Source organism: Arthrobacter paludis, from assembly GCF_056782315.1.
The window spans coordinates 53,887-73,988 of the sequence record NZ_JBXAEW010000005.1 but is presented as its reverse complement, the minus strand read 5'-3'; the positions used below and the strand labels follow the sequence as shown (position 1 = coordinate 73,988).

At 73.4% G+C, this 20,102-nt stretch carries 21 protein-coding genes; 10 read left to right on the top strand and 11 right to left on the bottom strand.

From position 1 onward, the window contains the following. Positions 1-47 precede the first annotated feature (47 nt). The gene (locus tag AC1Q5D_RS05690; protein ID WP_481737602.1) at positions 48-1,043 is read right to left on the bottom strand and encodes a DNA topoisomerase IB; all 996 of its coding nucleotides are present in this window, start codon (positions 1,041-1,043) and stop codon (positions 48-50) included. Continuing rightward, entirely contained in the window at positions 1,044-2,360 is a 1,317-nt protein-coding gene (gene ku, locus AC1Q5D_RS05685) for a non-homologous end joining protein Ku (RefSeq protein ID WP_481737601.1), read from the bottom strand. It abuts the gene before it with no gap. A 152-nt stretch (positions 2,361-2,512) separates the two neighbouring features. Between ku and AC1Q5D_RS05680 the strand changes: the two genes are divergently transcribed. Then, complete coding sequence (locus AC1Q5D_RS05680) at positions 2,513-5,095, top strand: ATP-dependent DNA ligase (RefSeq protein ID WP_481737600.1); 2,583 nt, start codon at positions 2,513-2,515, stop codon at positions 5,093-5,095. 188 nt (positions 5,096-5,283) lie between these two features. Next, positions 5,284-6,210: an SDR family oxidoreductase gene (locus tag AC1Q5D_RS05675; protein WP_481737599.1), complete on the top strand. Its 927-nt coding sequence runs from the start codon at positions 5,284-5,286 to the stop codon at positions 6,208-6,210. 15 nt (positions 6,211-6,225) lie between these two features. On the opposite strand, the gene AC1Q5D_RS05670 is transcribed toward AC1Q5D_RS05675, so the two are convergent. Next, entirely contained in the window at positions 6,226-6,777 is a 552-nt protein-coding gene (locus tag AC1Q5D_RS05670; protein ID WP_481737598.1) for a cysteine hydrolase family protein, read from the bottom strand. 114 nt (positions 6,778-6,891) lie between these two features. Here AC1Q5D_RS05670 and AC1Q5D_RS05665 point away from each other — a divergent pair, with 114 nt between their 5' ends. Further along, positions 6,892-7,155, top strand: coding sequence for a hypothetical protein (locus AC1Q5D_RS05665; RefSeq protein ID WP_481737597.1), 264 nt, complete (start codon positions 6,892-6,894; stop codon positions 7,153-7,155). 96 nt (positions 7,156-7,251) lie between these two features. Here AC1Q5D_RS05665 and AC1Q5D_RS05660 read toward each other — a convergent pair whose 3' ends face one another. Further along, positions 7,252-7,575: a DUF4235 domain-containing protein gene (locus tag AC1Q5D_RS05660; RefSeq protein ID WP_481737596.1), complete on the bottom strand. Its 324-nt coding sequence runs from the start codon at positions 7,573-7,575 to the stop codon at positions 7,252-7,254. A gap of 175 nt (positions 7,576-7,750) precedes the next feature. Here AC1Q5D_RS05660 and AC1Q5D_RS05655 point away from each other — a divergent pair, with 175 nt between their 5' ends. Next, a complete protein-coding gene (locus tag AC1Q5D_RS05655; RefSeq protein WP_481737595.1) occupies positions 7,751-8,494 on the top strand; it encodes a CE1759 family FMN reductase in 744 nt (247 codons plus the stop codon). A 155-nt stretch (positions 8,495-8,649) separates the two neighbouring features. Here the strand turns inward: AC1Q5D_RS05655 and AC1Q5D_RS05650 are convergent, their stop codons facing one another. Then, a complete protein-coding gene (locus tag AC1Q5D_RS05650) occupies positions 8,650-8,844 on the bottom strand; it encodes a CsbD family protein (RefSeq protein ID WP_481737594.1) in 195 nt (64 codons plus the stop codon). Between the two features lie 77 nt (positions 8,845-8,921). Next, positions 8,922-9,491 carry a Dps family protein gene (locus AC1Q5D_RS05645; RefSeq protein ID WP_481737593.1) on the bottom strand — a complete coding sequence of 190 codons (570 nt, stop codon included), beginning with the start codon at positions 9,489-9,491 and terminating at the stop codon, positions 8,922-8,924. A gap of 147 nt (positions 9,492-9,638) precedes the next feature. On the opposite strand from AC1Q5D_RS05645, the gene AC1Q5D_RS05640 reads away from it, so the two are divergent. From AC1Q5D_RS05640 to AC1Q5D_RS05630, 3 genes are all read left to right on the top strand, one after another. After that, the gene (locus AC1Q5D_RS05640) at positions 9,639-10,145 is read left to right on the top strand and encodes a DUF6328 family protein (RefSeq protein WP_481737592.1); all 507 of its coding nucleotides are present in this window, start codon (positions 9,639-9,641) and stop codon (positions 10,143-10,145) included. Positions 10,146-10,314: 169 nt separating this feature from the next. Then, positions 10,315-11,100, top strand: coding sequence for a 2-oxo-hept-4-ene-1,7-dioate hydratase (gene hpaH / locus AC1Q5D_RS05635; RefSeq protein ID WP_481737591.1), 786 nt, complete (start codon positions 10,315-10,317; stop codon positions 11,098-11,100). Beyond that, positions 11,085-11,888, top strand: a complete 804-nt coding sequence (locus tag AC1Q5D_RS05630) for an aldolase/citrate lyase family protein (RefSeq protein WP_481737590.1) — start codon at positions 11,085-11,087, stop codon at positions 11,886-11,888. Before hpaH ends, AC1Q5D_RS05630 begins: the two co-directional genes overlap by 16 nt. A gap of 128 nt (positions 11,889-12,016) precedes the next feature. On the opposite strand, the gene AC1Q5D_RS05625 is transcribed toward AC1Q5D_RS05630, so the two are convergent. Next, entirely contained in the window at positions 12,017-13,195 is a 1,179-nt protein-coding gene (locus tag AC1Q5D_RS05625; RefSeq protein WP_481737589.1) for a glycosyltransferase family 4 protein, read from the bottom strand. A gap of 99 nt (positions 13,196-13,294) precedes the next feature. Here AC1Q5D_RS05625 and AC1Q5D_RS05620 point away from each other — a divergent pair, with 99 nt between their 5' ends. Both AC1Q5D_RS05620 and AC1Q5D_RS05615 read left to right on the top strand, forming a co-directional pair. After that, complete coding sequence (locus AC1Q5D_RS05620; RefSeq protein WP_481737720.1) at positions 13,295-14,041, top strand: sulfite exporter TauE/SafE family protein; 747 nt, start codon at positions 13,295-13,297, stop codon at positions 14,039-14,041. 136 nt (positions 14,042-14,177) lie between these two features. Further along, entirely contained in the window at positions 14,178-15,458 is a 1,281-nt protein-coding gene (locus AC1Q5D_RS05615; RefSeq protein ID WP_481737719.1) for a cell division protein PerM, read from the top strand. Between the two features lies 1 nt (position 15,459). Here AC1Q5D_RS05615 and AC1Q5D_RS05610 read toward each other — a convergent pair whose 3' ends face one another. Next, on the bottom strand, positions 15,460-15,996 hold the full coding sequence (locus AC1Q5D_RS05610; protein ID WP_481737588.1) for a DinB family protein: 537 nt from the start codon (positions 15,994-15,996) through the stop codon (positions 15,460-15,462). After that, positions 15,993-16,400 (bottom strand): hypothetical protein, encoded by a 408-nt coding sequence (locus tag AC1Q5D_RS05605; protein WP_481737587.1) that lies wholly within the window; start codon positions 16,398-16,400, stop codon positions 15,993-15,995. The genes AC1Q5D_RS05610 and AC1Q5D_RS05605 overlap by 4 nt, the downstream gene beginning before the upstream one ends. A gap of 44 nt (positions 16,401-16,444) precedes the next feature. Between AC1Q5D_RS05605 and purN the strand changes: the two genes are divergently transcribed. Next, positions 16,445-17,026, top strand: a complete 582-nt coding sequence (gene purN, locus AC1Q5D_RS05600; protein WP_481737586.1) for a phosphoribosylglycinamide formyltransferase — start codon at positions 16,445-16,447, stop codon at positions 17,024-17,026. Between the two features lie 25 nt (positions 17,027-17,051). Here purN and AC1Q5D_RS05595 read toward each other — a convergent pair whose 3' ends face one another. Both AC1Q5D_RS05595 and AC1Q5D_RS05590 read right to left on the bottom strand, forming a co-directional pair. Beyond that, positions 17,052-18,356, bottom strand: a complete 1,305-nt coding sequence (locus AC1Q5D_RS05595) for a S8 family serine peptidase (protein WP_481737585.1) — start codon at positions 18,354-18,356, stop codon at positions 17,052-17,054. A 108-nt stretch (positions 18,357-18,464) separates the two neighbouring features. Next, positions 18,465-19,814, bottom strand: coding sequence for an MFS transporter (locus AC1Q5D_RS05590; protein WP_481737584.1), 1,350 nt, complete (start codon positions 19,812-19,814; stop codon positions 18,465-18,467). Between the last annotated feature and the right edge of the window lie 288 nt (positions 19,815-20,102).

Genomic DNA, 20,102 nt, shown 5'->3' with positions numbered 1-20,102 from the left:
GAGGACGCTGGGTGTGGCGGGTCTGGCCAGGGCCGGGCGCGCCGTGGCTAGCCGCCGCTGAGCAACGCCAAGACGGCGCGGTCGGGCTGCCGGGAGAAGTCGGCGGCCCGACCGTGTTCGAAGTGCTCCACGACGCGCGGATCGACGTACGAGTCCCGCGCGATGGCCGGGGTGTTGTGGAGCCATGCGGCCGCCGCCTTCATGGCAGCGACCACGGCCGACGGCGAGGTCTCCCCGGCCCTGAGCGAGCGGGACAGCGACCGCGCGGCCACGACCGTCCCCTGCCAGGTCCGGAAGTCCTTGGCGGAGAACCCCTGCCCGGCGATCGTCGAGATGTAGTCGTTCACCGCCACCGCGTCGATCCCGACCCACTTCCGTCCCGGTCCTTCACCCAGGTAGCAGAGGGCCGGGGCCGGCCGGGGCCCCGCGGGAACCGAGTCGAAGTAGGCCGCGAGCAGCCGGTCCTCGAGCCTCACGTCCCAATCCGCCCCGGACTTTCCCCGGAAGTGCAGGCGGACCAGGTCCCCCTCCACGTCCACATGCCGGCGCTGCAGGGTCGATACCCCGAAGGACCCGTTGTCCTCGGCGTACTCGGCCCCGCCGATCCGCAATCCCCCGCGGTCCACCAGCCGCACGGCGGCGGCCAGCGCCCGCGTCCGGCCGTCGGACTCCTGCCGCAGGTCCCGCGTGACCCGGCGGCGCAGGGCGGGCAGTTGCTCGGCGAGGGCCTGCGCGTGGATGAACTTCTCCGTGTCGCGCTGCTCGCGCCACGCCGGGTGGTAGAGGTACTGGGTGCGGCCCGCGTCGTCGACGCCGGTGGCCTGGATGTGCGCGTTCTCGTGCGAGGAGATCCAGACGTCGCTCCACGCGGGCGGGATCGCCAGGGCCTTGATCCGCTCCAACTGGCGTCCCGGCCCGACCCGGCGCCCATTGGACGAGCGATACGTGAAGCCGCGTCCGGAACGGATCCGCCGGATCCCGCCCTGGCCCGGCTCGACGTGGATGAGGCCGTCGGCGGGCCGGGACATGGCCTCGGCCTTCACCTAGGCGCTCTTTTTCCGGGTGCCAGTCCCGGACTTCGCCGTCGTCCCCTTGCGGCCGGACGCGGCGGACGGCTTGGCCGCGGTCTTGGTTCCGGACTTGGCACGGGAGGTGGTTCCGGACTTGGCCCGGGACGCCGTTCCGGCCTTGGCCTCGCCGGCCTTCGGCGAGGACGACCCGCCGGACGCCGTCTTGCGCCGGGGCGAGGCTGGCTTGGCGTCCGCCTCGCCGCCGGAGTCCTGCTCGGCGGCGTCCGTCGACTTCGCCGCGGACTTCCGGGCCGCCGGCTTGCGGGTCGGCTTTTTTGCCCCGGCTCCGGCGGCGGACGCGTCCGAAGTCCCGTCGTCCGTACCCTGCCCGTCCGAGCCCGTCGCCTCGGAGCCTTCCCCGCCCGCCTTGGCCTGGCCGGCGTCGGACTTGGCCGCCGCCCGCTTCCGGGGCGCGGGCTTCTTCTCCGCTGGCTCTTCCCCGTCCCCGTCGGCCCCGCCGTCGTCCTTGCCCTTCGCCGGCGCCTTCCGGCCGCGCTTGGTCTCGACGCTGCGCTTGAGGGCCTCCATCAGGTCGACGACGTTGCCACGCTCGGAGTCCGCCTCCTCGCGCGCGGCGGCGGCGTCGCCGAAGGTGGCGTCGGTGTCCAGGGAGTCGCCCTTCTCGAGCTTCCCCTCGATGAGCGTGAGCAGCTCCCGCTGGTACTCGTCCTCGAACTCGTCGGGGGCGAAGTCGCCCGAGAACTGGTCCACGAGCGCGCGGGCCATTTTCAGCTCCTGCGTGCTGACCTTCGACTTCTTGTCGGCGGCCGGGAAGTCCGCCTCGCGCAGCTCGTCCGCCCACCGCAGCTGCTGCAGGATCAGCACGTTCCCGCGCACGCGCAGCGCACCGAGCCGGGTCTTGCGCCGCAGCGAGAACGTGACGATCGCGGTCAGCTCGCTCTCCTCGAGCGTCTGGCGCAGCAGCGTGTAGGCCTTGGGGGACTTCGACGCCGGCTCCAGGTAGTAGCTCGAACCCAGGAGCAGGGGGTCGATCTGTTCGGTGGGCACGAACTGGACGACGTCGATCTCCTCGCTTTTCTCCGCCGGCAGCGATTCCAGCTCGTCGTCCGTCAGCACCACGGTGCGTTCGCCGTCGTCGTACGCCTTGTCGATGTGCGCGTAGTCGACCTTCTCGCCGCACACGTCGCACCGTCGCTCGTAGCGGATCCGGCCCCCGTCCCGGTCGTGGACCTGATGCAGGGAGATGTCGTGTGTTGTCGTCGCGCTGTAGGCCTTCACCGGCACATTGACCAGTCCGAAGGCGACGGCGCCCGACCAGATGGCCCTCATGGAGGCCAGTGAAGCACCGCGCACCCGGGGTTGGCTAGGGATCATGGAGGCGGTGGCCGCTGAAAAGGGTGGCGCGCCGGGTCGATCGGGGGCACGGTGGGAGGCACGACGGCGGCGCCCCGGCCGGCGGACGTGCGACGGAAGGACGGGAGATGGCCCAGGGCAAGCGGCAGACGGTGGAGGTCGCGGGACACCGGCTGAGCGTCAGCAGCCTCGACAAGGTCCTGTACCCGGAAACGGGCACCACGAAGGCCGACGTCCTGGACTACTTCGCCCGCGTGGCGCACGTGCTGGTGCCCCAGGCCGCGTGGCGGCCCGTGACGCGCAAGCGCTGGGTCGACGGCGTCGGGACGGAGGACAAGCCGGGCAAGGTGTTCTTCCGCAAGGACCTCGAGGACTCCGCCCCGGACTGGGTCCCGCGGGCGTCGATCCGGCACAAGGACCATACGAACACGTACCCGCTGGCCAACCACCCGGGCGTCCTGGCGTGGTTCGGCCAGGTCGCCGCCCTCGAGGTCCACGTGCCGCAGTGGCGCTTCTCCCCGGACGGGGAGCCCCGCAACCCGGACCGGATGGTGCTCGACCTCGACCCGGGGCCGGGCGCCGGCCTGCCCGAGTGCGCCGAGGTCGCGCGCCTGTGCCGCGAGCTGCTGGATGAGATGGGGCTGACGGCGGTCCCCGTGACGTCCGGTTCGAAGGGCATCCACCTCTACGCCGCCCTTGACGGCTCCTACACCACGGAGCAGGTGTCCGACGTGGCCCACGAGATGGCGCGCGCCCTCGAGGCCGACCACGCGGACCTGGTCGTCTCCGACATGAAGAAGAGCCTGCGCACCGGCAAGGTGCTCGTGGACTGGAGCCAGAACAACGGCAACAAGACCACGGTCTGCCCCTATTCGCTGCGCGGCCGCCACCGGCCCACGGTGGCGGCCCCGCGGACCTGGCGGGAGTTGGATTCCCCGGATCTGGAGCACCTCGACTACCTCGAGGTCCTCGAGCGGGTCGAGGCCGGACAGGATCCGATCTCGGAGCAGGGCTGGCGCGGCACGTCCGAGACCGCGGGGAGGGGGCCGGCCGCGGGGCGGGGCGCCGCGGAGCAGCCGTCGTCGGCCGCCGGGCGCGGCGCCACGAAGGATGGACGCCAGGGAGGCGCCGGACAGGGAAGCGCCGACCCCGCGGACCGGCTCGCGAAGTACCGGAGCATGCGCGACCCGGACAAGACCAGCGAGCCCGTGCCGCAGGGGCCGCCCCGGCCGCGGGAGGGCGAGGAGCCCACGTTCGTGATCCAGGAGCACCACGCGCGGCGCCTCCACTACGACTTCCGGCTGGAGCATTCGGGCGTGCTCGTCTCGTGGGCCGTGCCGAAGGGGCCGCCGCTGGACTCGGGGGAGAACCGGCTCGCCGTGCAGACGGAGGACCACCCGCTCGAGTACGGATCGTTCGAGGGCGCGATCCCCCAGGGGGAGTACGGGGCGGGCGAGGTGTCGATCTGGGATGCGGGGACGATCGAGATCGAGAAGTGGCGCGAGGGCAAGGAGGTCATCGCGGTGCTCTGCGGCCGGGACGACGGGGGCCTCGGCGGGGTTCCGCGCCGGTACGCCCTCATCAACGCGCCCGGGATGGGCGGGGACGAGAACTGGCTCATCCACCTGATGAAGGACCAGCCGGCGGCCCCCCGGGAACGGGCCGCCCGCCGCACCAAGGCGAAGGCGCGCCCCGTCCCGCAGGGCACGTCCCGGTGGACCGAGGAGGCGGAGGAGCCGCCGGCGCCCATGCTGGCGACGGCCGGCGACACCGGGAGCCTCTCCGCCGGGGACGAGTGGGCGTTCGAGATGAAGTGGGACGGGATCCGGGCCATCGCCTCCGTCGCCGGGGGGAAGGTGCAATTGACCAGCCGGAACGGGAGGGACATGACGGCCGTCTACCCCGAGCTGCAGGAGCTGGCCGGCCTGGGCGCCGGCGGCCCGCTCGACGGCGCCGTCCTGGATGGGGAGATCGTCGCGCTGGGCGCCCGCCACCGGCCCGACTTCGGCCTCCTGCAGACGCGCATGAAGCTCACCAAGCCCGCCGAGATCCGCTCGGCGGCCGGGAAAGTCCCCGTCTACCTGATGCTCTTCGACGCGCTGCGCCTGCCGGACCGCGACGGCGGCGTGCGCGCCCTGATGCGCACCCCCTACACGGAGCGGCGGGAGGCCCTGCGCGATGCCGTCCGCGACGGCGAGCACGTCCACGTTCCCCCGGCCCACTCCGGTTCGCTGGACGAGGCGATCGAGTCCAGCCTCGACCTCGGCCTCGAGGGCATCATCGCCAAGCGCGCCGACTCCACCTACCAGCCGGGCCGCCGCTCCGGGAACTGGGTCAAGATCAAGAACGAGCTCCACCAGGAGGTCGTCGTCATCGGCTGGCGCCCCGGCATGGGCTCGCGGTCCGGGGGAGTCGGTTCGCTGCTGGTGGCCGTTCCCGAGGACGGGGAGCTGGTGTATGCGGGACGGGTCGGCACGGGCTTCAGCGACTCGGACCTGCGGGACGCCACCGCGCGCCTGCAGCGGCTCGAGCGGAAGACCCCGCCGACGGGGACCGTTCCGGCGGCCGACGCGCGCGACGCCGTCTGGGTCACGCCCCGGCTCGTCGGTGAGGTCCGCTACTCGGAAGTCACCGGAAGCGGCCGGCTCCGGCACCCCGTGTGGCGCGGCTGGCGGCCCGACAAGGACCCCGAGGACGTCGCCTGGGGGTAGGACTGGCACGACGGCGGGGCCGCCGTCGGCCGCGTCCCAGCGCGCGGCGCCACCGCGCGCCCGGCGCCGCCAGAACCCGCCGCCGGCCGCGTCCCCGCGCCCGTTTCCGGGGCCCTTGCCACCCACCCGGCGCGGTGCCACCGTGGCCCGTGGACGCACACCTTCCCCCACCGAAGGAGACTACGACGATGGACGAGCGCAACCCCACGTCGCCCGAGCGCGACGCCGCCCAGCTGTCACTCGACAACCCCGTCACCCGGCACCCGAAGATCTCGCCGCCGGAGCAGGACCAGCCCGAGCCGGGCCTGGACGCGAAGCTGGAGCCGAAGGCGGACCACGGCGAGGACTCGTACGTGGGCACCGGGCGGCTCAAAGGCCGGCGGGCGCTGGTGACGGGCGGGGATTCGGGCATCGGCGCCGCCGTCGCCATCGCCTTCGCGCGCGAGGGGGCCGACGTCGCGATCGCGTACCTTCCCGGCGAGGCGGAGGACGCGCGCAAGGTCATCGGCCACATCCAGGACGCCGGACGGATCGGCGTCGGTCTGCCCGGGGACCTGACCGACCGGGACTACCGGCGGCGGCTCGCGCACGAGGCCGCGGACGCCCTGGGCGGGCTCGACATCCTCGTGAACAACGCCGGCAAGCAGATCGCCATCGAGAAGCTCGAGGACCTCACCGACGAGCAGGTGGACCAGACGTTCGACGTCAACATCAAGGCGATGTTCACCATCACCCGGGAGGCGCTGGCCCACCTGCCGGAGGGGGCCAGCATCATCAACACGACCTCGATCCAGGCCTACGAGCCGTCGCCGACGCTGCTCGACTACGCCTCGACGAAGGCCGCCATCAACGCGTTCACCAAGGGGCTGGCCGAGCAGCTCGGGCCGCGCGGGATCCGCGTCAACGCGGTGGCCCCGGGCCCGGTCTGGACGCCGCTGCAGGTGTCCGACGGGCAGCCGAAGGAGAAACTGCCCAAGTTCGGGCACAACGTGCCGCTCGGGCGCGCCGGGCAGCCGGTGGAGCTGGCGCCGGCGTACGTGTTCCTGGCCTCCGCGGAGTCGAGCTACGTGCTCGGCGAGACCCTGAACGTCAACGGCGGCAAGCCCTCGCCGTAACCGGCCCGGCCGGACCTACCGCAGCCACTCCCGGACGCCGTCCGCGTCCAGGAGTGGCTGCCGGTGCTGTTCGTGGAGCAGCTGCAGCGCGGCCTCGCCCTGCTCGGCGTCCGTGGAGCCGATCGCCTGCAGCGCGTAGCCGACCCGGAAGTCGTGGGCGAAACCGTCCGCGCCGGTGCGGGCGATGCAGTCCTGGGCGGAGACTCCGGCGAGCAGGAGCCGCGAGACGCCGTGGATGCGCAGGCGCTGGGCGAGCTCCGTGCCGTGGAAGGCGCTGTCGCGGATCTTGATCACCTTGTGCGCCCCGTCGGTGTGCAGGCCGGGCAGGAAGCGCACCTGGTCCGTGTCCGAGAACATGTAGCCCTGGCCGTCGTCGCGCATGGTGACCGTCCACGTCGAGCCGTCCCGGTCGTGCTCCGTGGCGACCGCGTAGACGGGGGCGCCCGCCCGGCGGGCGATGGCGACGAGGTCGTTGCACCGCGCCACCAGGCCCTCGCGCTGGGACTCCAGCGTGGGGTTCTCGAAATAGCCGTTCTGCATGTCGATGACGAGGAGGGCGGTGTCCATGCGTGTCATCCTGCAGAGGCGCCGATTCCTTGTAAATGGGAGCCGGGGGTGGGACCGTTAACGGATACCGACCGCAGATTCAGCCGCCGGTCCTGAACCGCAAAGGAGCGGGAAATGGGACACCGATACGCCACCCCGGCAGGATTCAGCCACCACCACGGATTCGAGGCGCGCCACCACGGATCGGGCATCGCCATGGTGGGCATCGCCCTGCTGGTGATCAGCTCGCTCTTCAGCGCCATGGGCCTCGGCGGGGACGGGGCGGCGGGTTCGCTGTTCTTCGCGATCTTCGCCGGCATCGGCTTCATCGCCTACGGCATCTACCGCAGGGTCACCGAAGAGGGCACCCCGGGGCGCGGCGGCCGGACGCCCGAGTAGAACCCGAGTAGACGCTCCGGCCGCCTCGGCACCTGACCCGCCCCTACCGGGCTGCCGGGCCGGGCGCCCTCCGGGGCTCAACCCCGCCGGATGCCCCTAGCGGGCCTTCTTGGCGGCGCGCTTGGCCGCCTTGCTGCTGGCCTTGGCCGCCTTCTTGAGTTCGTTCTTCGCGTCCACGTGGCGCAGCGCCCGGGTGGAGCTGCGCTTGATCAGGGCGCCGGAGACCGTGCCGACGACGGCGCTGAGCACGCCCACGGCGAGGGCCTGGCCGAGGGGCTGCTTCGCCTGCTCCTTGGGCTTCGTCGACGGCGGCGCCGTCTCGCCCGTGACCTTCTCCCAGACGACGCGGACCAGCCGCGCGCCCAGTAGGCCGGAGGCGATCGACGCGACGGTGGTGAGGATCTTGATGACAACCTTCACGGGGGCTCCCTTCTCGAGTCCTAGTGGGTTCAGCCTATGGGGTGGGAGGGCAGTTGCCACATTCCGTGGAAGCGTTTCCGGCGACCGCCGGTGCGTGCCGGCCCGGAAGCCGGGAATGGAATCCGCCCGGAGCGTGTTTTAGATGCGAACGCATATTCCGGCGAGAGGGTGAATCATGGGTGCAACGATCGCGGTGGTTTCCGGGGGGCTCGGGACCCCGTCCAGCAGCGGCCTGTTGGCCGGCCAGTTGGGCGAGGCGGCCGTGCGGGAGCTGGGACGGTTCGGCATCGACGCCACCGTGCGGGTCCTGGAGCTCCGGGACTACGCGACGGATGTGACGAACGCGCTGCTGACCGGCTACGCGCCGCCGCGCCTGCAGGAGGCCATCGACGCGGTCGTCGCCGCCGACGCGCTCGTCGCCGTCAGCCCGGTGTACACGGCCTCCGTCTCGGGCCTCTTCAAGTCGTTCGTGGACGCCTTGGACCCCCGGGCCCTCGACGGCAAGCCCGTCCTGCTCGGGGCGACCGGAGGAAGCGCACGCCACAGCCTGGCGATCGAGTACGCCATGCGCCCCATCTTCACGTACCTGCGCACCGCCATGGTCCCGACCTCGGTCTTCGCGGGACCGGACGACTGGGGGAGTGGGACGGTCCTGTCGGAGCGGCAGGAACGGGCCGGGCGCGAACTCGCGCTGGCCGTCGCCGCCGCTCGGGGCGGCGTCGCCGCCGCACCGGGAGGCGAGGCGGACGCGGGCGACGCCGGCGTGCCCGCCGGCCGGCCGGCGGGCGGAGCGGACGGGGGCGCCGCCGCCGGCGTCGGAGCCGCCCCCGCTCCGCGCGGCGCCCGTCCCGCCGGCACGCCGGACATGGCCTCCGCGCCCTTCGAGCAGCTGCTGGCGGACATCCAGGCGTCGCGCTAGCCGGAGGGCGGCAGGCGGGCGGGCCCGACCCTTCTGTTCCGGGCACCCTCCACGTCCCCTCCCGGTCTAAGCCGCGGACCCCAGGGTCCCGGAAGAGAAGGGGGGGAAGGGGGGGGCGCCCCGGACCGTTCGGTCCGGGCCGCCCGCCGCGTCCGCTACCGGTCGAAGCCGCGCTTGACGTCCTTGGCCGCGTCCTTGACGTGTTCGCCCGCCTGCTTGGCGTTCGCCGACAACTGGTCGCCCTGGCCCTCGGCCTCGAGGTCCGGGTTGTCGGTGGCGTCGCCGACCCCCTCCTTGGCCCGTCCCTTGAGCTCCTCGGCCTTGTTCCCGAACTTGTCGTCGAGACCCATGGTCCACTCCTTCCGTCGGTGGCGGCCCCGCTCGGGCCGCCGGGATCCGGTCCCGCCCCGGAAGCCCGGGGCGGAGGCTACTTCGTCGCCTTCGAGGCGGCGCCCTTCTCCGTCTTCTCGCCCGCGGTGGCGAGCTCCCCGGACGTGTTCTCCAGGTGGGAGCGCATGAACCACTGGAAGAGCTCGAGCTCCGCCGTCTGCCCGATCAGGATGTCCTCCGTGATCGGGTCGATCTTGCCGGCCTTCTCGATGGCCTCGCGGTGCGCCTCGACCACGCCGCTGTAGACGACGTCGAGCGCGGCGAGGTGCTCGGTGGTCCCGGCGCGGCCGATCGAGTAGTCGTCCCAGTCGCGGGCCTCGACCAGCGCGCCGGGAAGGCCATTGGGGTAGACGCCCATCGTGGCCATGCGCTCGGCCAGGACGTCGATCATGCCGCGGACCTTCTCGATCTGCGGGTCGAGCATCTCGTGGACGCCGATGAAATCGCGCCCGACGACGTTCCAGTGCGCGTGCTTGAGCGTCAGGGCGAGATCGTTCAGGGCGTGGAGCCGCGTCTGGAGGACGTTGGCGACCTCGTGCCCGTTCTCGAGGCTCAGCCCGGGGACCGTGAAGTCGGTGTCGTTCTTTGCGGTGTTCTTGGCGGCCATAGGGAAACCTCCTCACATCGGGGCCGGCCGCTCGTGGTGGCCGGCCAGTGGCCGTCACGTTACCCACGGCCGGGATGCCGGTCCAGACGAGGCGGAACGCCGCCGCCGGCGGTGGTCGGCGGACCCCGCGGGGACTACCTTGTTCGCATGGAAGGCAATGAGCAGGTCGCCAACGAGTCCGTGGGGCGCCAGGAGACCTACGAGGAGAAGCTCGACCGGAACTGGAACGAGCTCCTGCAGGAGATGCGGGTCATGCAGACCGGGGTGCAGATCATCACGGCGTTCCTGATGACGCTGCCGTTCCAGTCGGGGTTCGGCGACCTGGACGTGCGGCAGAAGGCCTACTACGTGGTGCTGCTCGCCCTCTCCGTCCTCCTCACCGGCCTGATCACGACCCCGGTGGCCATCCACCGGCGCCTGTTCGGGCGCCACGTCAAGGCGGCGACCGTGTCCCACGGGCACCGGATCGTGCGCATCGCGATCGTCGGGGTGGGGCTCATGGTGAGCGCCTGCGTGGTGTTCATCATCGACGTCGTCTACGGCGTGCACCCCATGGCCTGGATCGGCGTGGGCGTCACCGTCGTGATCGTGTTCCTCCTCGTGGTGCTGCCGCTCCTGGTGCGCCCCGAACAGCTGCCGCCGCAGCGCGAGTAGCGCCACGGCGCGGCAGCCGCCGGCCGGGAGGACGACGGCGGCCCCCGCGTCACGCAGGGCCCGGCACCTCGGAACCGGCCGCGGGCATCGCTACGATGGCCCCAGTGCGCCGAGGCTGCGGCCGCGGCGCGTCCCATCGACCGAACCAAGTGTGGAGGCCCATTCCGGCATGCTCAGCGACGAGACCATCACCCAGATCGCCGACGAACTCGTCGAGGCCGGGCGCACCCGTACGCCCGTCAAGCGCCTGACCGCGCGCTTCCCCGAGATGACGGTCGAGGACTCCTACAAGGTCCAGAACCTGTGGCGCCAGCGCAGCGAGGCCAACGGCCGCGTCCTGGCCGGGCGCAAGATCGGCCTCACGTCCAAGGCGATGCAGGCCGCCACGGGCATCACGGAGCCCGACTACGGGATCATCTTCGACGACATGGTGCTGGAGAACGGCTGCACCGTGAAGTGGGACCAGTACACGCACCCGCGCATCGAGGTCGAGCTCGCGTTCGTGCTCAAGGAGGACGTCGAGGGGCCCAACGCGAACATCTTCGACGTGCTGCGGGCCACCGACTACGTGGTGCCGGCCCTGGAGATCCTGGATTCCCGGATCGAGATGGAGGGCCGCACCATCGTGGACACCATCTCCGACAACGCCGCGATGGGCGCCATGGTCGTCGGCGGGAACCCGGTTCGCCCGGACGCCGTGGACCTGCGCTGGATCTCCGCCGTGCTGTACAAGAACCAGACCGTCGAGGAGACCGGCGTCGCGGCCGGCGTCCTGAACCACCCGGCGGCCGGCGTCTACTGGCTGGCCAACAAGATCGCCCCGCACGGCGACAAGCTCAACGCGGGCGAGACCATCCTGGCCGGCTCCTTCACCCGGCCCATGTGGGTCTACGAGGGCGACACCGTCTTCGCCGACTACGGGCCGCTGGGGACGGTGACATGCCGCTTCGTCTAGACGCCCAGCGCTCCTTCAAGGACCTGTTCCCGGCCGAGCGCCCGGTCGCCGGCATGTTCGTGTGCTCGGGCGACGCCGGCGTCGCGGAGATCTGCGCCGGGGCCGGGCTCGACTACCTGCTGATCGACGCGGAGCACGGGGCCATGAACCTCGAGTCCGTCGCCGCCCAGCTGCGCGCGGTCGCCGGGTACCCGAGCGTCGCCGTCGTCCGCGTCCCCGACAACGATGCGGTCCTCATCAAGCAGTTCCTGGACCTCGGCGCCCAGTCGCTGGTGGTGCCCATGGTGCACACGGCCGCGCAGGCCGAGGCCGCCGTGCGCGCCATGCACTACCCGCCGCGCGGCATCCGCGGGGTCGGCTCCGCGCTGGCGCGCTCGGCCCGCTGGAACCGGGTCCCCGACTACCTGAACCGGGCCGGGGACCTCGTGACGCTCGTCGTGCAGGTCGAGTCCGGCGAGGCCGTGTCCAACGCCGCCGCGATCGCGGCCGTCGACGGCGTCGACGGCGTGTTCGTCGGCCCGTCCGACCTCGCGGCGTCGATGGGGCTGCTCGGTCAGCAGGAGCACCCGGACGTCGTCGACGGCGTCCTGCGCACCATCGAGGCCGTCAAGGCCGCGGGCAAGTTCGTGGGCGTCAACGCGTTCGTCGAGGCACAGGCGCGGCGCTACCTGGACGCCGGCGCGGACTTCGTCAACGTGGGCGCCGACGTCGCGCTCGTGGCCCGGGGGTCCGAGCGGCTGGCCGCGACGTTCATCGGGGACGACGGCGAGGCCCGCGCCTCGTACTGACGGTTCCCCGGGGACCGGCCCCGGGCCGGGCCCCGGGGGCCTGGCCGGGGGCGCTTCGGCGGGGCGCCGGCCGCCGGACACCGCGGGACGCGGGCCGGCGGTCGCTTCGCTGCGGCGCCCCGCCGGGTCTAGTAGCCGATGAAGTCCCGGGCCTCCGCGTAGAGCCGGCGCGCCATCACGGCCGACGCGCGGCGGTAGTGGACGAGCAGCTCGTCGCACAGGGCCGGCCAGGTCCGGCCCTGGACCGAGACCAGGGCCGCGGCGCCGAAGGCGGTGCGCTTCGCGTCGTCGTACACCAAGTCCGCGACCCGCGCGCGCAGGTCCGCCAAGTCGCCCGGGCGGTAGATCCACCCGGTGTGGGAGCTGTCCACCAGGTCCAGCGGTCCGCCCCGCCCGACGGCCACGACCGGCACGCCGGAGGCCATCGCCTCCTGGATCGTCTGGCAGAACGTCTCCGACTCGCCCGGATGGACGAACAGGTCCAGGCTCGCGACCGTCTCCGCGAGCTCCGTCCCGCCGAGGAAGCCGGCGAAGTGCGCATCGGGCAGGGACGCGCGCAACTGCTCCTTCAGCGGGCCGGAGCCGACGACGACGAGCCGCGTGCCGGGCAGGTCCGCGAGCTCCGCCAGGTCCGCGACCTGCTTCTCCGCCGCCAGCCGGCCGACGTAGCCGATGAGGCGCTCCCCGTTCGGCGCCAGCCGGGCACGCAGCGCCTCCGAGCGCCGGGACGGGTGGAACCGCTCCGTGTCGACCCCGCGGCGCCACATGCGCACCCGCGGAACGCCCAGCGCCCGCAACTGCTCCATCGAGTGCGTGCTTGGGACGAGGTTGACCGTCGAGGACGCGTGCATGGTCCGCACGTGGTTCCACAGCAGCTGCTCGAGCCACGGGGCGCCGTAGCGGGACGCGTAGGCGGGGATCTCCGTCTGGAACACCGAGACCGTGGGCAGCCCGATCTGCGTGGCCGCCTGGATGGCCCGCCAGCCGAGGACGAACGGGCTGGCCACGTGGACGACGTCGGGCCGGTGCCGCTCCAGCAGGCGCCGGACCCGGGCGACCCCGCCGGCGGCGACGCGCACGTTCGGGTATCCGTTGAGCGGCAGCGACGGCAGGCGCACGACCTCGAAGCCCTCGGCCGTCGCCGGGGCGTTCTGCCCCTCGCGGCCGGGACCCGCCCAGGACGAGGCCGGGGCGAGGACCACGGCGTCGTGGCCCGTGCGGCGCAGGTGGGCGAGCAGCTGCAGGACGGAGTGCGTGACCCCGTTCATGTGCGGCAGGAACGATTCGGTGACTACGGCGACCTTCACGAGCCCAGTCTCGCGGCCGCGGGTGAGGCCGCGGTGAACTGCGGTGGGTGCCTCGGTGAATCCCGGGTGGGCGGCGGCGACTAGGGTGGGCGGGTGGAGATGTGGACGGTGGGGCTGGTGCTGGGCCTGGTCCTCGTGGGCGCCGTGGCGCAGCGGGTGGCGGGGCTCGGTTTCGCGATGCTCGCGTCCCCGCCGCTGGTGCTGCTGCTCGGCCCGGCCGAGGGCGTCCTGCTGGTGAACCTGTGCGGCATCGTGTCCTCCGTGCTGATCGCGCCGCGGGTCTGGCGGGACATCGACTGGGCCACGTTCCGCTGGTTGACCGCCGCCAGCGTCGTCGGCTCCGTCCCCGGCGCGCTGGCCACCGCCGTCCTGCCCTCCGACGTGCTCTCGGCCGCCGTCGGTCTGGTGGTCCTGGCCGCGCTCGTGCTCTCCGTGGTGCTCCACCGGGCCAGCGTGGTCGTGGACGGACCGGCGGCCCGGGTCGCCGCCGGGACGCTCGCCGGACTGACCAACGCGATGGCGGGCGTCGGCGGGCCGGCGGTGAGCGCCTACGCCGTGTTGTCGCGGTGGCCGCAACGCACGTTCGCGGCCACGGTGCAGCCCTTCTTCGTCGTGGTCGGCCTCGTCGCCGTCGGCACGAAGCTCGCCGTCGACCCGGCCCAGGCGCCGGCCTACCCCTGGTGGGTGTGGCTGCTCATCGCGGGGTCGATCGTCCTGGGCATCCTCGGGGGCGAGCGCCTCCAGCGCCGGATCCGCGACGACCAGGCCCGCGCCTTCGTGCTGCTCGTCGCGTTCGCCGGCGCGCTGGCGGCCCTCGGCAAAGGGCTGGCCGGGCTCTGGGCGTAGCCCCCCCCGCCGCGTCGCTCGCCTCGCCCGGCCCCCGCGGGTGGCACGATGGACGACGATGAACAACGAGCGCAAGACCAGTGCCTCCGGCCGCGCCGCCGGAGGGCCGCGAGGGGACCAGGCGTGGCGCGACCGCATGCGCGAGGCGTTCAGCGAGGGCCTGCCGCTGCCGCTGTGGCTCCAGGGCGGCCTCGAGTTCCTCCAGGCCGCGTTCCTGTCCGCCGCCCTCGTCATCGTCCCGCTGGTCGCCGTCTGGTTCGCGGGCGGCTTCGCCGAGCGCGGGCTCGAGTCCGTGTTCCAGCTGGCCGGGCAGGTGTGGCTGGCCCTTCACGGCGTGCCGTTGGAGCTGACCGTCCCGGCCGGGCCGGACTCGCCGCGCACGCTCAGCGGAACGCTCGCCCTCCTGCCGCTCGGCCTGGCCCTGGTCCCGTTCCTGCTGTCGTGGCGGGCGGGGCGCCGCATCGCCCGGGCCTCCTACACCGACCAGCTCTGGCAGGGACTGGCCGGGGCCCTGGCGACGTACGCCTGCTTTGGCCTCGCGACCGCGTTCATTGCCACCACGGAGGAAGTCCGGATCCCGTACGCGGCGGCGGCCCTCGTGCCCCTGCTCGTGGCCGGGGCCGGCGTCGTCGCGGGCGCCCGCCGCGAGGCGGGCTCGTGGACGCGCCTGATCGGAGTGGATGCCGCGGCCTGGGTGGCGAGCGCGAGCCAGCACTCCCGGTGGGCCGGGTCCTACGTGTGGGCCGCCGTCCGCGCCGGGCTGGTGGGCTACGTCGCGGCCTTCGCCCTGGCCTGCGTCCTGCTGGCCGTCGACCTGGGCCTGCACTGGGTCGAGATCTCCAACGTCTACCAGGAGCTGCGCGCCGGGCCCGTCGGCGGCGCGGCCCTGACCCTGGGGCAGCTCGGCCTGCTGCCCAACCTGGCCGTGTGGGCGTTGGCGTGGGCCAGCGGCGGGGGCTTCTCCCTCGGCGCCGGGAGCACACTGAGCGTGTTCGAGACGACCGTGGGCCCGCTCCCGGCCGTGCCCGTGCTCGCCGCGCTGCCCACCGGACCGCTGACCGGCGCGTGGGCGTTCATGTTCCTGCCCGTCGCCGCCGGGCTCGTGGCCGGATGGTGGTTCCTCCGGGAGGGCGAGAACCACCTGGACGACTGGATGAGCCTCAAGATCGGCCGCCGCTGGCTGTCGCTGTCCGTCTCGACGCTGCTGCTCGGCCTCGCGGTGGGCGCGGTCGCCGGGCTGGCCTCCGCCCTCGCGGGCTGGATCGCCGGCGGGTCCGTCGGGATCGGGCGACTGACGCAGCTGGGCCCGGACCTGTGGTGGACCGCCCTGCTGGTCGCGGCCGAGGTCGCGGTCGGCACGGCGATCGGCTACCTGTGCGCGCCGGCCGTGGAGCGCGACCCGGTCCTGGGCGCGTAACCTACGCGCCGACGTCGTGCAGGTGGTGGGCGACGTCGTGCCACGTGTAGCGGGCCAGCGTCTCGACGGTGAACCCGGCGCCGTCGCCGCGGTGCCCCGTCCGTCCCAGATCGCGTCCCAAGACGGAGTCGAATGCGTCGGCGAGCCCGCGGCCGGCCGCCGAGAGCTGCGTCGCGACCGTCCGCGGGTCCTGCCCGTTGTAGCCGTCCTCGAAGGACGTCCCGTCCTGGTCCCAGTCGGGGAAGGCGGGGTCCTCCCGCGTGAGCATCAGGTCCAGGCGGTAGTGCATCACGCGGAAGACGTCCCGGACGTGGGCCGCGTACTCGAGGGCGCTCCAGGTTCCCGGTGCCGGCCGGCGGTCCAGTCCCTCTCCGGCGAGGACGCCGTGCCAGCGCGGGAGGCAGTCCCGCACCGCCGCGGCGACGTCCTGCGGCGTCATGGCGGAGGGGTCCGTGCCGCACTCCGGGCAACGGGCGGCGACCGTCCAGGTCCAGTCCTTGGACTCGCGCGTCCAGCCGTGGGGGAGTCCGTCGCTCATGTTCCGATGATTCCTTCCAGTCGGCGCAGCTTGTCCTCGTAGTCGCTGAGGCAGGCGGCCTGGGAGCGCTGGGTCAGCGCGAGGTCCATGCACTGCTCGTATTCGCTCGTCGGGCCGTAGAACAGGCTCTGGACGCCGGCCGAGACCGTGAACAGGAGGCAGGCGGCGGCCGCCAAGGGCACCGTGACGCGCAGCGCGACGGGCACGCGCGTCCGGAACGCCCGCACCGAGGCCACGGCACCCACGACGGTCCCGGCCGCGCCGAAGGCGACCGCAGCGAGTTTCCAGGGCAGTTCGAGGGAGGACAGCAGGTAGGCCACGAGCATCAGCCCGATCGCCCACCTGACCCACGGGCCGATCCGGTCCAAGGCGGGGTCGGGGCGGCGCGAGGGGGTTGCGGGCATGGTGACAGCCTAACCGGCTCCGCGGACCGCATAAGCTGGAGCCCATGCGCATCGTGGTCCTCGTTTCCGGCAGCGGCTCCAACCTCCAGGCGGTCATCGACGCCACCGCGGCAGGAACCCTCGACCTCGAGATCGCGGCCGTCGGCGCGGACAAGCCGGGCACGGGCGGCGTCGAGCGCGCGGCGGCCGCCGGAATCGAGACGTTCGTCGTCAACTTCCGCGACTTTGCAGACCGGTCCGAGTGGAACCGCGAGCTCACGCGCGTCTGCCAGTCCTACCGTCCCGACTACGTCCTCTCGAGCGGATTCATGCGCATCGTCGACGACGGCTTCATCGCCGCCTTCGACGGGACCTACCTCAACACCCACCCGGCCCTGCTGCCGGCCTTCCCGGGCGCCCACGGCGTGCGCGACGCGCTGGCCTACGGGGTCAAGGTCACGGGGTGCACGGTGCACATCGCCGACGCCGGCGTCGACACCGGGCCCATCCTGGCCCAGCGCGCCGTCGAGGTCCTGCCCGACGACACCGAGGCGACCCTCCACGAGCGGATCAAGGTCCAGGAGCGCGAGCTGCTGCTGGCCGTGCTCGCGGACCTTGCCGCGGGACGGGACCCGCGGCAGCGCTAACCGGGCCGGGAGGCCGGCCGGGGCCCTACAGGCGCACCCAGGACGCGGTGCCGCGGGCGAGCGCCGCCGCCGGCGCGCCGGGGTCCTCCGGCGGCGGGACCTGGGCCAGCCCGGAGGCGACGTCGACGGAGGGAAGGTCCAGCCGGCGGGCCTCCTGGACGATCTCGGCCCACAGGGCCCGGCCGCGCAGCCCGGTCGCTTCGGCGATGAGGGCGGCGACGCCGGCGACGTGCGGGGTCGCCATGCTGGTGCCGCTGATCGTGTTGTACCGCTCGGGCATGGGCCAGGCGGAGTAGACGTCCACGCCGGGCCCGGAGGTGTCGACCTGCCCGCCGCGCACCGCGAGCGTGCGGGCCGAGAAGTCGGCGAGGGCGAGGTTCCGGTCCAGCGCCGCGACCGCCATGATGTAGGGGCTGTTTGCCGGGGTGCCGACGAAGCCCGGATCGCCGTCGGCCCGGCGCGCGTTGTTGCCCGCGGCCGCGACGATCAGCGTGCCCTTGTCCAGGGCCCGCCGGCCGGCGGCGACGTACGGCGGGTGCTGTTGGGCGACGTCCGCGCCCAGCGACATCGACACGACGGCGCAGCCGTTGGCCAGGGCCCAGTCGATGCCGGCCAGGATCGAGGCGTCGGAGCCCGAGCCGTCCGTGCCGAGGACCTTGCCCGCGTGGATTTCCGCGGCGCTGGCGATCCCGTACCCGCGGCCGCCCTCGAGCGTCCGGGGGCCGCACGCGGTGCCGATGCAGTGCGTGCCGTGGCCGTGGCCGTCCGCGGCGTCCTCGCCCTCGACGAACGACTCGGCGACGACGGTCCGTCCGGCGAAATCGGGGTGGGCCGCGTCGAATCCCGTGTCCAGGACGGCGACGCGGATGCCGCGGCCCGTGTAGCCGGAGCCGGCGGCCAGGGTGGCCTGCAGGCCCCAGGTGTATTCGGTGGTGTCCGCGAAGGAGCCGGGCAGCGCCTCCGCCGCGGGGCCGGCGCCCCGCCCCGGTCCGGTGGGGGAGCCCGCGTCCGGGACGCCGCCGTCGTCCCCGGCCGCCGGCCGCAGCACCCGGTGCCACAGCTCGGGGGCCACGCTCACGGGCCGGCCCTCGGCCCGCGCCCGGCCCAGGAGTTCCGCGAGCCGCTCCTCGCCGGCGTCCACGACCGCCATGCCCAGCTCGTGGAAGTACGTGGCCCCGGACAGGGGCCGGGAAGCGTCCCGGGTGTCCGCGACACCCTCGATGCCGCAGGCGCCCAACAGCCGGACCGGCGTGTCGTCGGAGTCGCTGAAGACCACGATGTGGCGGCCGGTGGCGACCTGCTCGGTGTAGTGCGGTGTGGACTCGTACATCGTGGACCCTCCGCTTCGACGGGGCGGACGCCGATCGGGGCGCCCGCCGGGGAGGCCAGTCTAGGCAGCAGCGCCGACGGTTCGGCCCCCGCCGGACGGCGGCGGGCCTCAGTGCATGACGGTGCCGCGGGTTTCCGGGGCGAACACGGCCATCCACACGACCGCGAGCAGTACGAGCGCCCCCGCCGCCGCGAACGTGGTGGCGAGGCCGATGACGGGCCAGACGACGGCGAAGGCCAGCGGCCCCAGCCCCGCGCCGACGCGGCTGAAGGTCGAGGCCCAGCCGAACCCGGCGCCGCGCAGGTGCGTGGGGTAGAGCTCCGACGCATACGCGTAGAGCACGGGGATCGCGACCTGGACGACGAACCCGAAGACCAACAGCCAGGCCACCGCGACGCCCGGGGTGGGCAGCGCCAGCGCGACCGCGACCAGCACCAGGGCGGACAGCGGGCCCGAGACGCCCAGGAGCCACTTCCGGCCGACCCGCTCGACCAGGAGGGCGGCCACCGCCACGCCCCCGAGGCCGGCGGCGGCCATCCCGGCCGTGCCGAAGAACGCGGCGGAGGCGCCCATCCCGGCCTCGGCCAGCAGCGTCGGCATCCACGTCAGGGCCAGGTAGTAGACCAGCAGGACCGTCAGGAACAGCGACCAGGCGGCGCCCGTGATCCGCCAGTCGAAGACCCAGACCCCGCGCAGCGACGCCCACCCGGAGCCCGCCGCGAAGCCCGGGATCTCGCCCGGCTCCGGCAGGGCGTAGGGGCGCGACCGGGCCCCGGTGGCCGCCACCAGCCGGTCGATCACGGCCCGCGCCTCCCGCTTCCGGCCCCGGCGCGCCAGGAACAGCGGGGACTCCGGAACGCCACGGCGGATCCAGAACACGAGCAGCGCCGGCAGGACCATGGTCAGCAGGATGAGGCGCCAGTTGCCGGTGGAGGCCTGGATGGCGCCGGAGACGAAGAACGCGAGCGTGACGCCGACCGGCCACCATCCGTCCATGGCCGTGAGCACGCGCCCTCGCGCCTTGGCGGGCGTGAACTCCCCGACCAGCGCGTAGTCCACCGGAACGCATCCGCCGAGCCCGACGCCGGCCAGGAACCGGAATGCCAGGAACCAGCCGAAGTCGGGCGCCAGAGCCCCCGCCACGGTGAAAATGGAGAACACGAGCAGGGTCCACGTGAACGCCGCCTTGCGGCCGACCCGGTCGGCGATCGTGCCCCAGGCGAAGGCCCCGACGGCCATCCCGATGAGGTTCGCGGTGCCGATCCACGCGGCCTCCGCCCGCTCCAGGCCCCATTCGGCGGAGACGAGCGGGATGAGGACGCCGTTGAGCGTCACGTCCCAGGCATCGAACATGAAGCCGAGCCCGCCGATGAGGAAGATGCGCCCCTGGACGCCCCAGCGCCAGGGCAGGGTCTGGACGATCGACTCGCCGGAGGGCAGCGTGCGGGCTGCGGTCATGGTGTTCCTTCTCACGCCGGGGACGGGGCGGGCCGGGCGGCGGGACCGCCGGCGTACCCCACCAGTATGAGGGCCCGGTGGAGGCCGGAGCGCGGCGGCCAACGGCAAGGGGGCGGCCCGCCGGCGTGATTCCGGGGGGTCCGGCGGGCCGCCCGAACAGTGGGACCGGCGGGAACCGGGATCGTGACGCGGAAACGGGCGGGGAATTTTGGGCGGCGGGGGACCGGCGGCCTGTGGCCCGCGCACCGGCCGCCTGTAGCATTGCCCACCGATCACGCACCGCACCAG

What these genes read in the sequence shown, in the direction of transcription:
- ku (WP_481737601.1), bottom strand. Translation starts at nt 2,360, where the DNA reads ATGAGGGCCATCTGGTCGGGCGCCGTCGCCTTCGGACTGGTCAATGTG.
- AC1Q5D_RS05680 (WP_481737600.1), top strand. Translation starts at nt 2,513, where the DNA reads ATGGCCCAGGGCAAGCGGCAGACGGTGGAGGTCGCGGGACACCGGCTG.
- AC1Q5D_RS05675 (WP_481737599.1), top strand. Translation starts at nt 5,284, where the DNA reads ATGGACGAGCGCAACCCCACGTCGCCCGAGCGCGACGCCGCCCAGCTG.
- AC1Q5D_RS05670 (WP_481737598.1), bottom strand. Translation starts at nt 6,777, where the DNA reads ATGGACACCGCCCTCCTCGTCATCGACATGCAGAACGGCTATTTCGAG.
- AC1Q5D_RS05665 (WP_481737597.1), top strand. Translation starts at nt 6,892, where the DNA reads ATGGGACACCGATACGCCACCCCGGCAGGATTCAGCCACCACCACGGA.
- AC1Q5D_RS05655 (WP_481737595.1), top strand. Translation starts at nt 7,751, where the DNA reads ATGGGTGCAACGATCGCGGTGGTTTCCGGGGGGCTCGGGACCCCGTCC.
- AC1Q5D_RS05650 (WP_481737594.1), bottom strand. Translation starts at nt 8,844, where the DNA reads ATGGGTCTCGACGACAAGTTCGGGAACAAGGCCGAGGAGCTCAAGGGA.
- AC1Q5D_RS05645 (WP_481737593.1), bottom strand. Translation starts at nt 9,491, where the DNA reads ATGGCCGCCAAGAACACCGCAAAGAACGACACCGACTTCACGGTCCCC.
- AC1Q5D_RS05640 (WP_481737592.1), top strand. Translation starts at nt 9,639, where the DNA reads ATGGAAGGCAATGAGCAGGTCGCCAACGAGTCCGTGGGGCGCCAGGAG.
- hpaH (WP_481737591.1), top strand. Translation starts at nt 10,315, where the DNA reads ATGCTCAGCGACGAGACCATCACCCAGATCGCCGACGAACTCGTCGAG.
- AC1Q5D_RS05630 (WP_481737590.1), top strand. Translation starts at nt 11,085, where the DNA reads ATGCCGCTTCGTCTAGACGCCCAGCGCTCCTTCAAGGACCTGTTCCCG.
- AC1Q5D_RS05620 (WP_481737720.1), top strand. Translation starts at nt 13,295, where the DNA reads ATGTGGACGGTGGGGCTGGTGCTGGGCCTGGTCCTCGTGGGCGCCGTG.
- AC1Q5D_RS05615 (WP_481737719.1), top strand. Translation starts at nt 14,178, where the DNA reads ATGCGCGAGGCGTTCAGCGAGGGCCTGCCGCTGCCGCTGTGGCTCCAG.
- AC1Q5D_RS05610 (WP_481737588.1), bottom strand. Translation starts at nt 15,996, where the DNA reads ATGAGCGACGGACTCCCCCACGGCTGGACGCGCGAGTCCAAGGACTGG.
- AC1Q5D_RS05605 (WP_481737587.1), bottom strand. Translation starts at nt 16,400, where the DNA reads ATGCCCGCAACCCCCTCGCGCCGCCCCGACCCCGCCTTGGACCGGATC.
- purN (WP_481737586.1), top strand. Translation starts at nt 16,445, where the DNA reads ATGCGCATCGTGGTCCTCGTTTCCGGCAGCGGCTCCAACCTCCAGGCG.
- AC1Q5D_RS05595 (WP_481737585.1), bottom strand. Translation starts at nt 18,356, where the DNA reads ATGTACGAGTCCACACCGCACTACACCGAGCAGGTCGCCACCGGCCGC.
- AC1Q5D_RS05590 (WP_481737584.1), bottom strand. Translation starts at nt 19,814, where the DNA reads ATGACCGCAGCCCGCACGCTGCCCTCCGGCGAGTCGATCGTCCAGACC.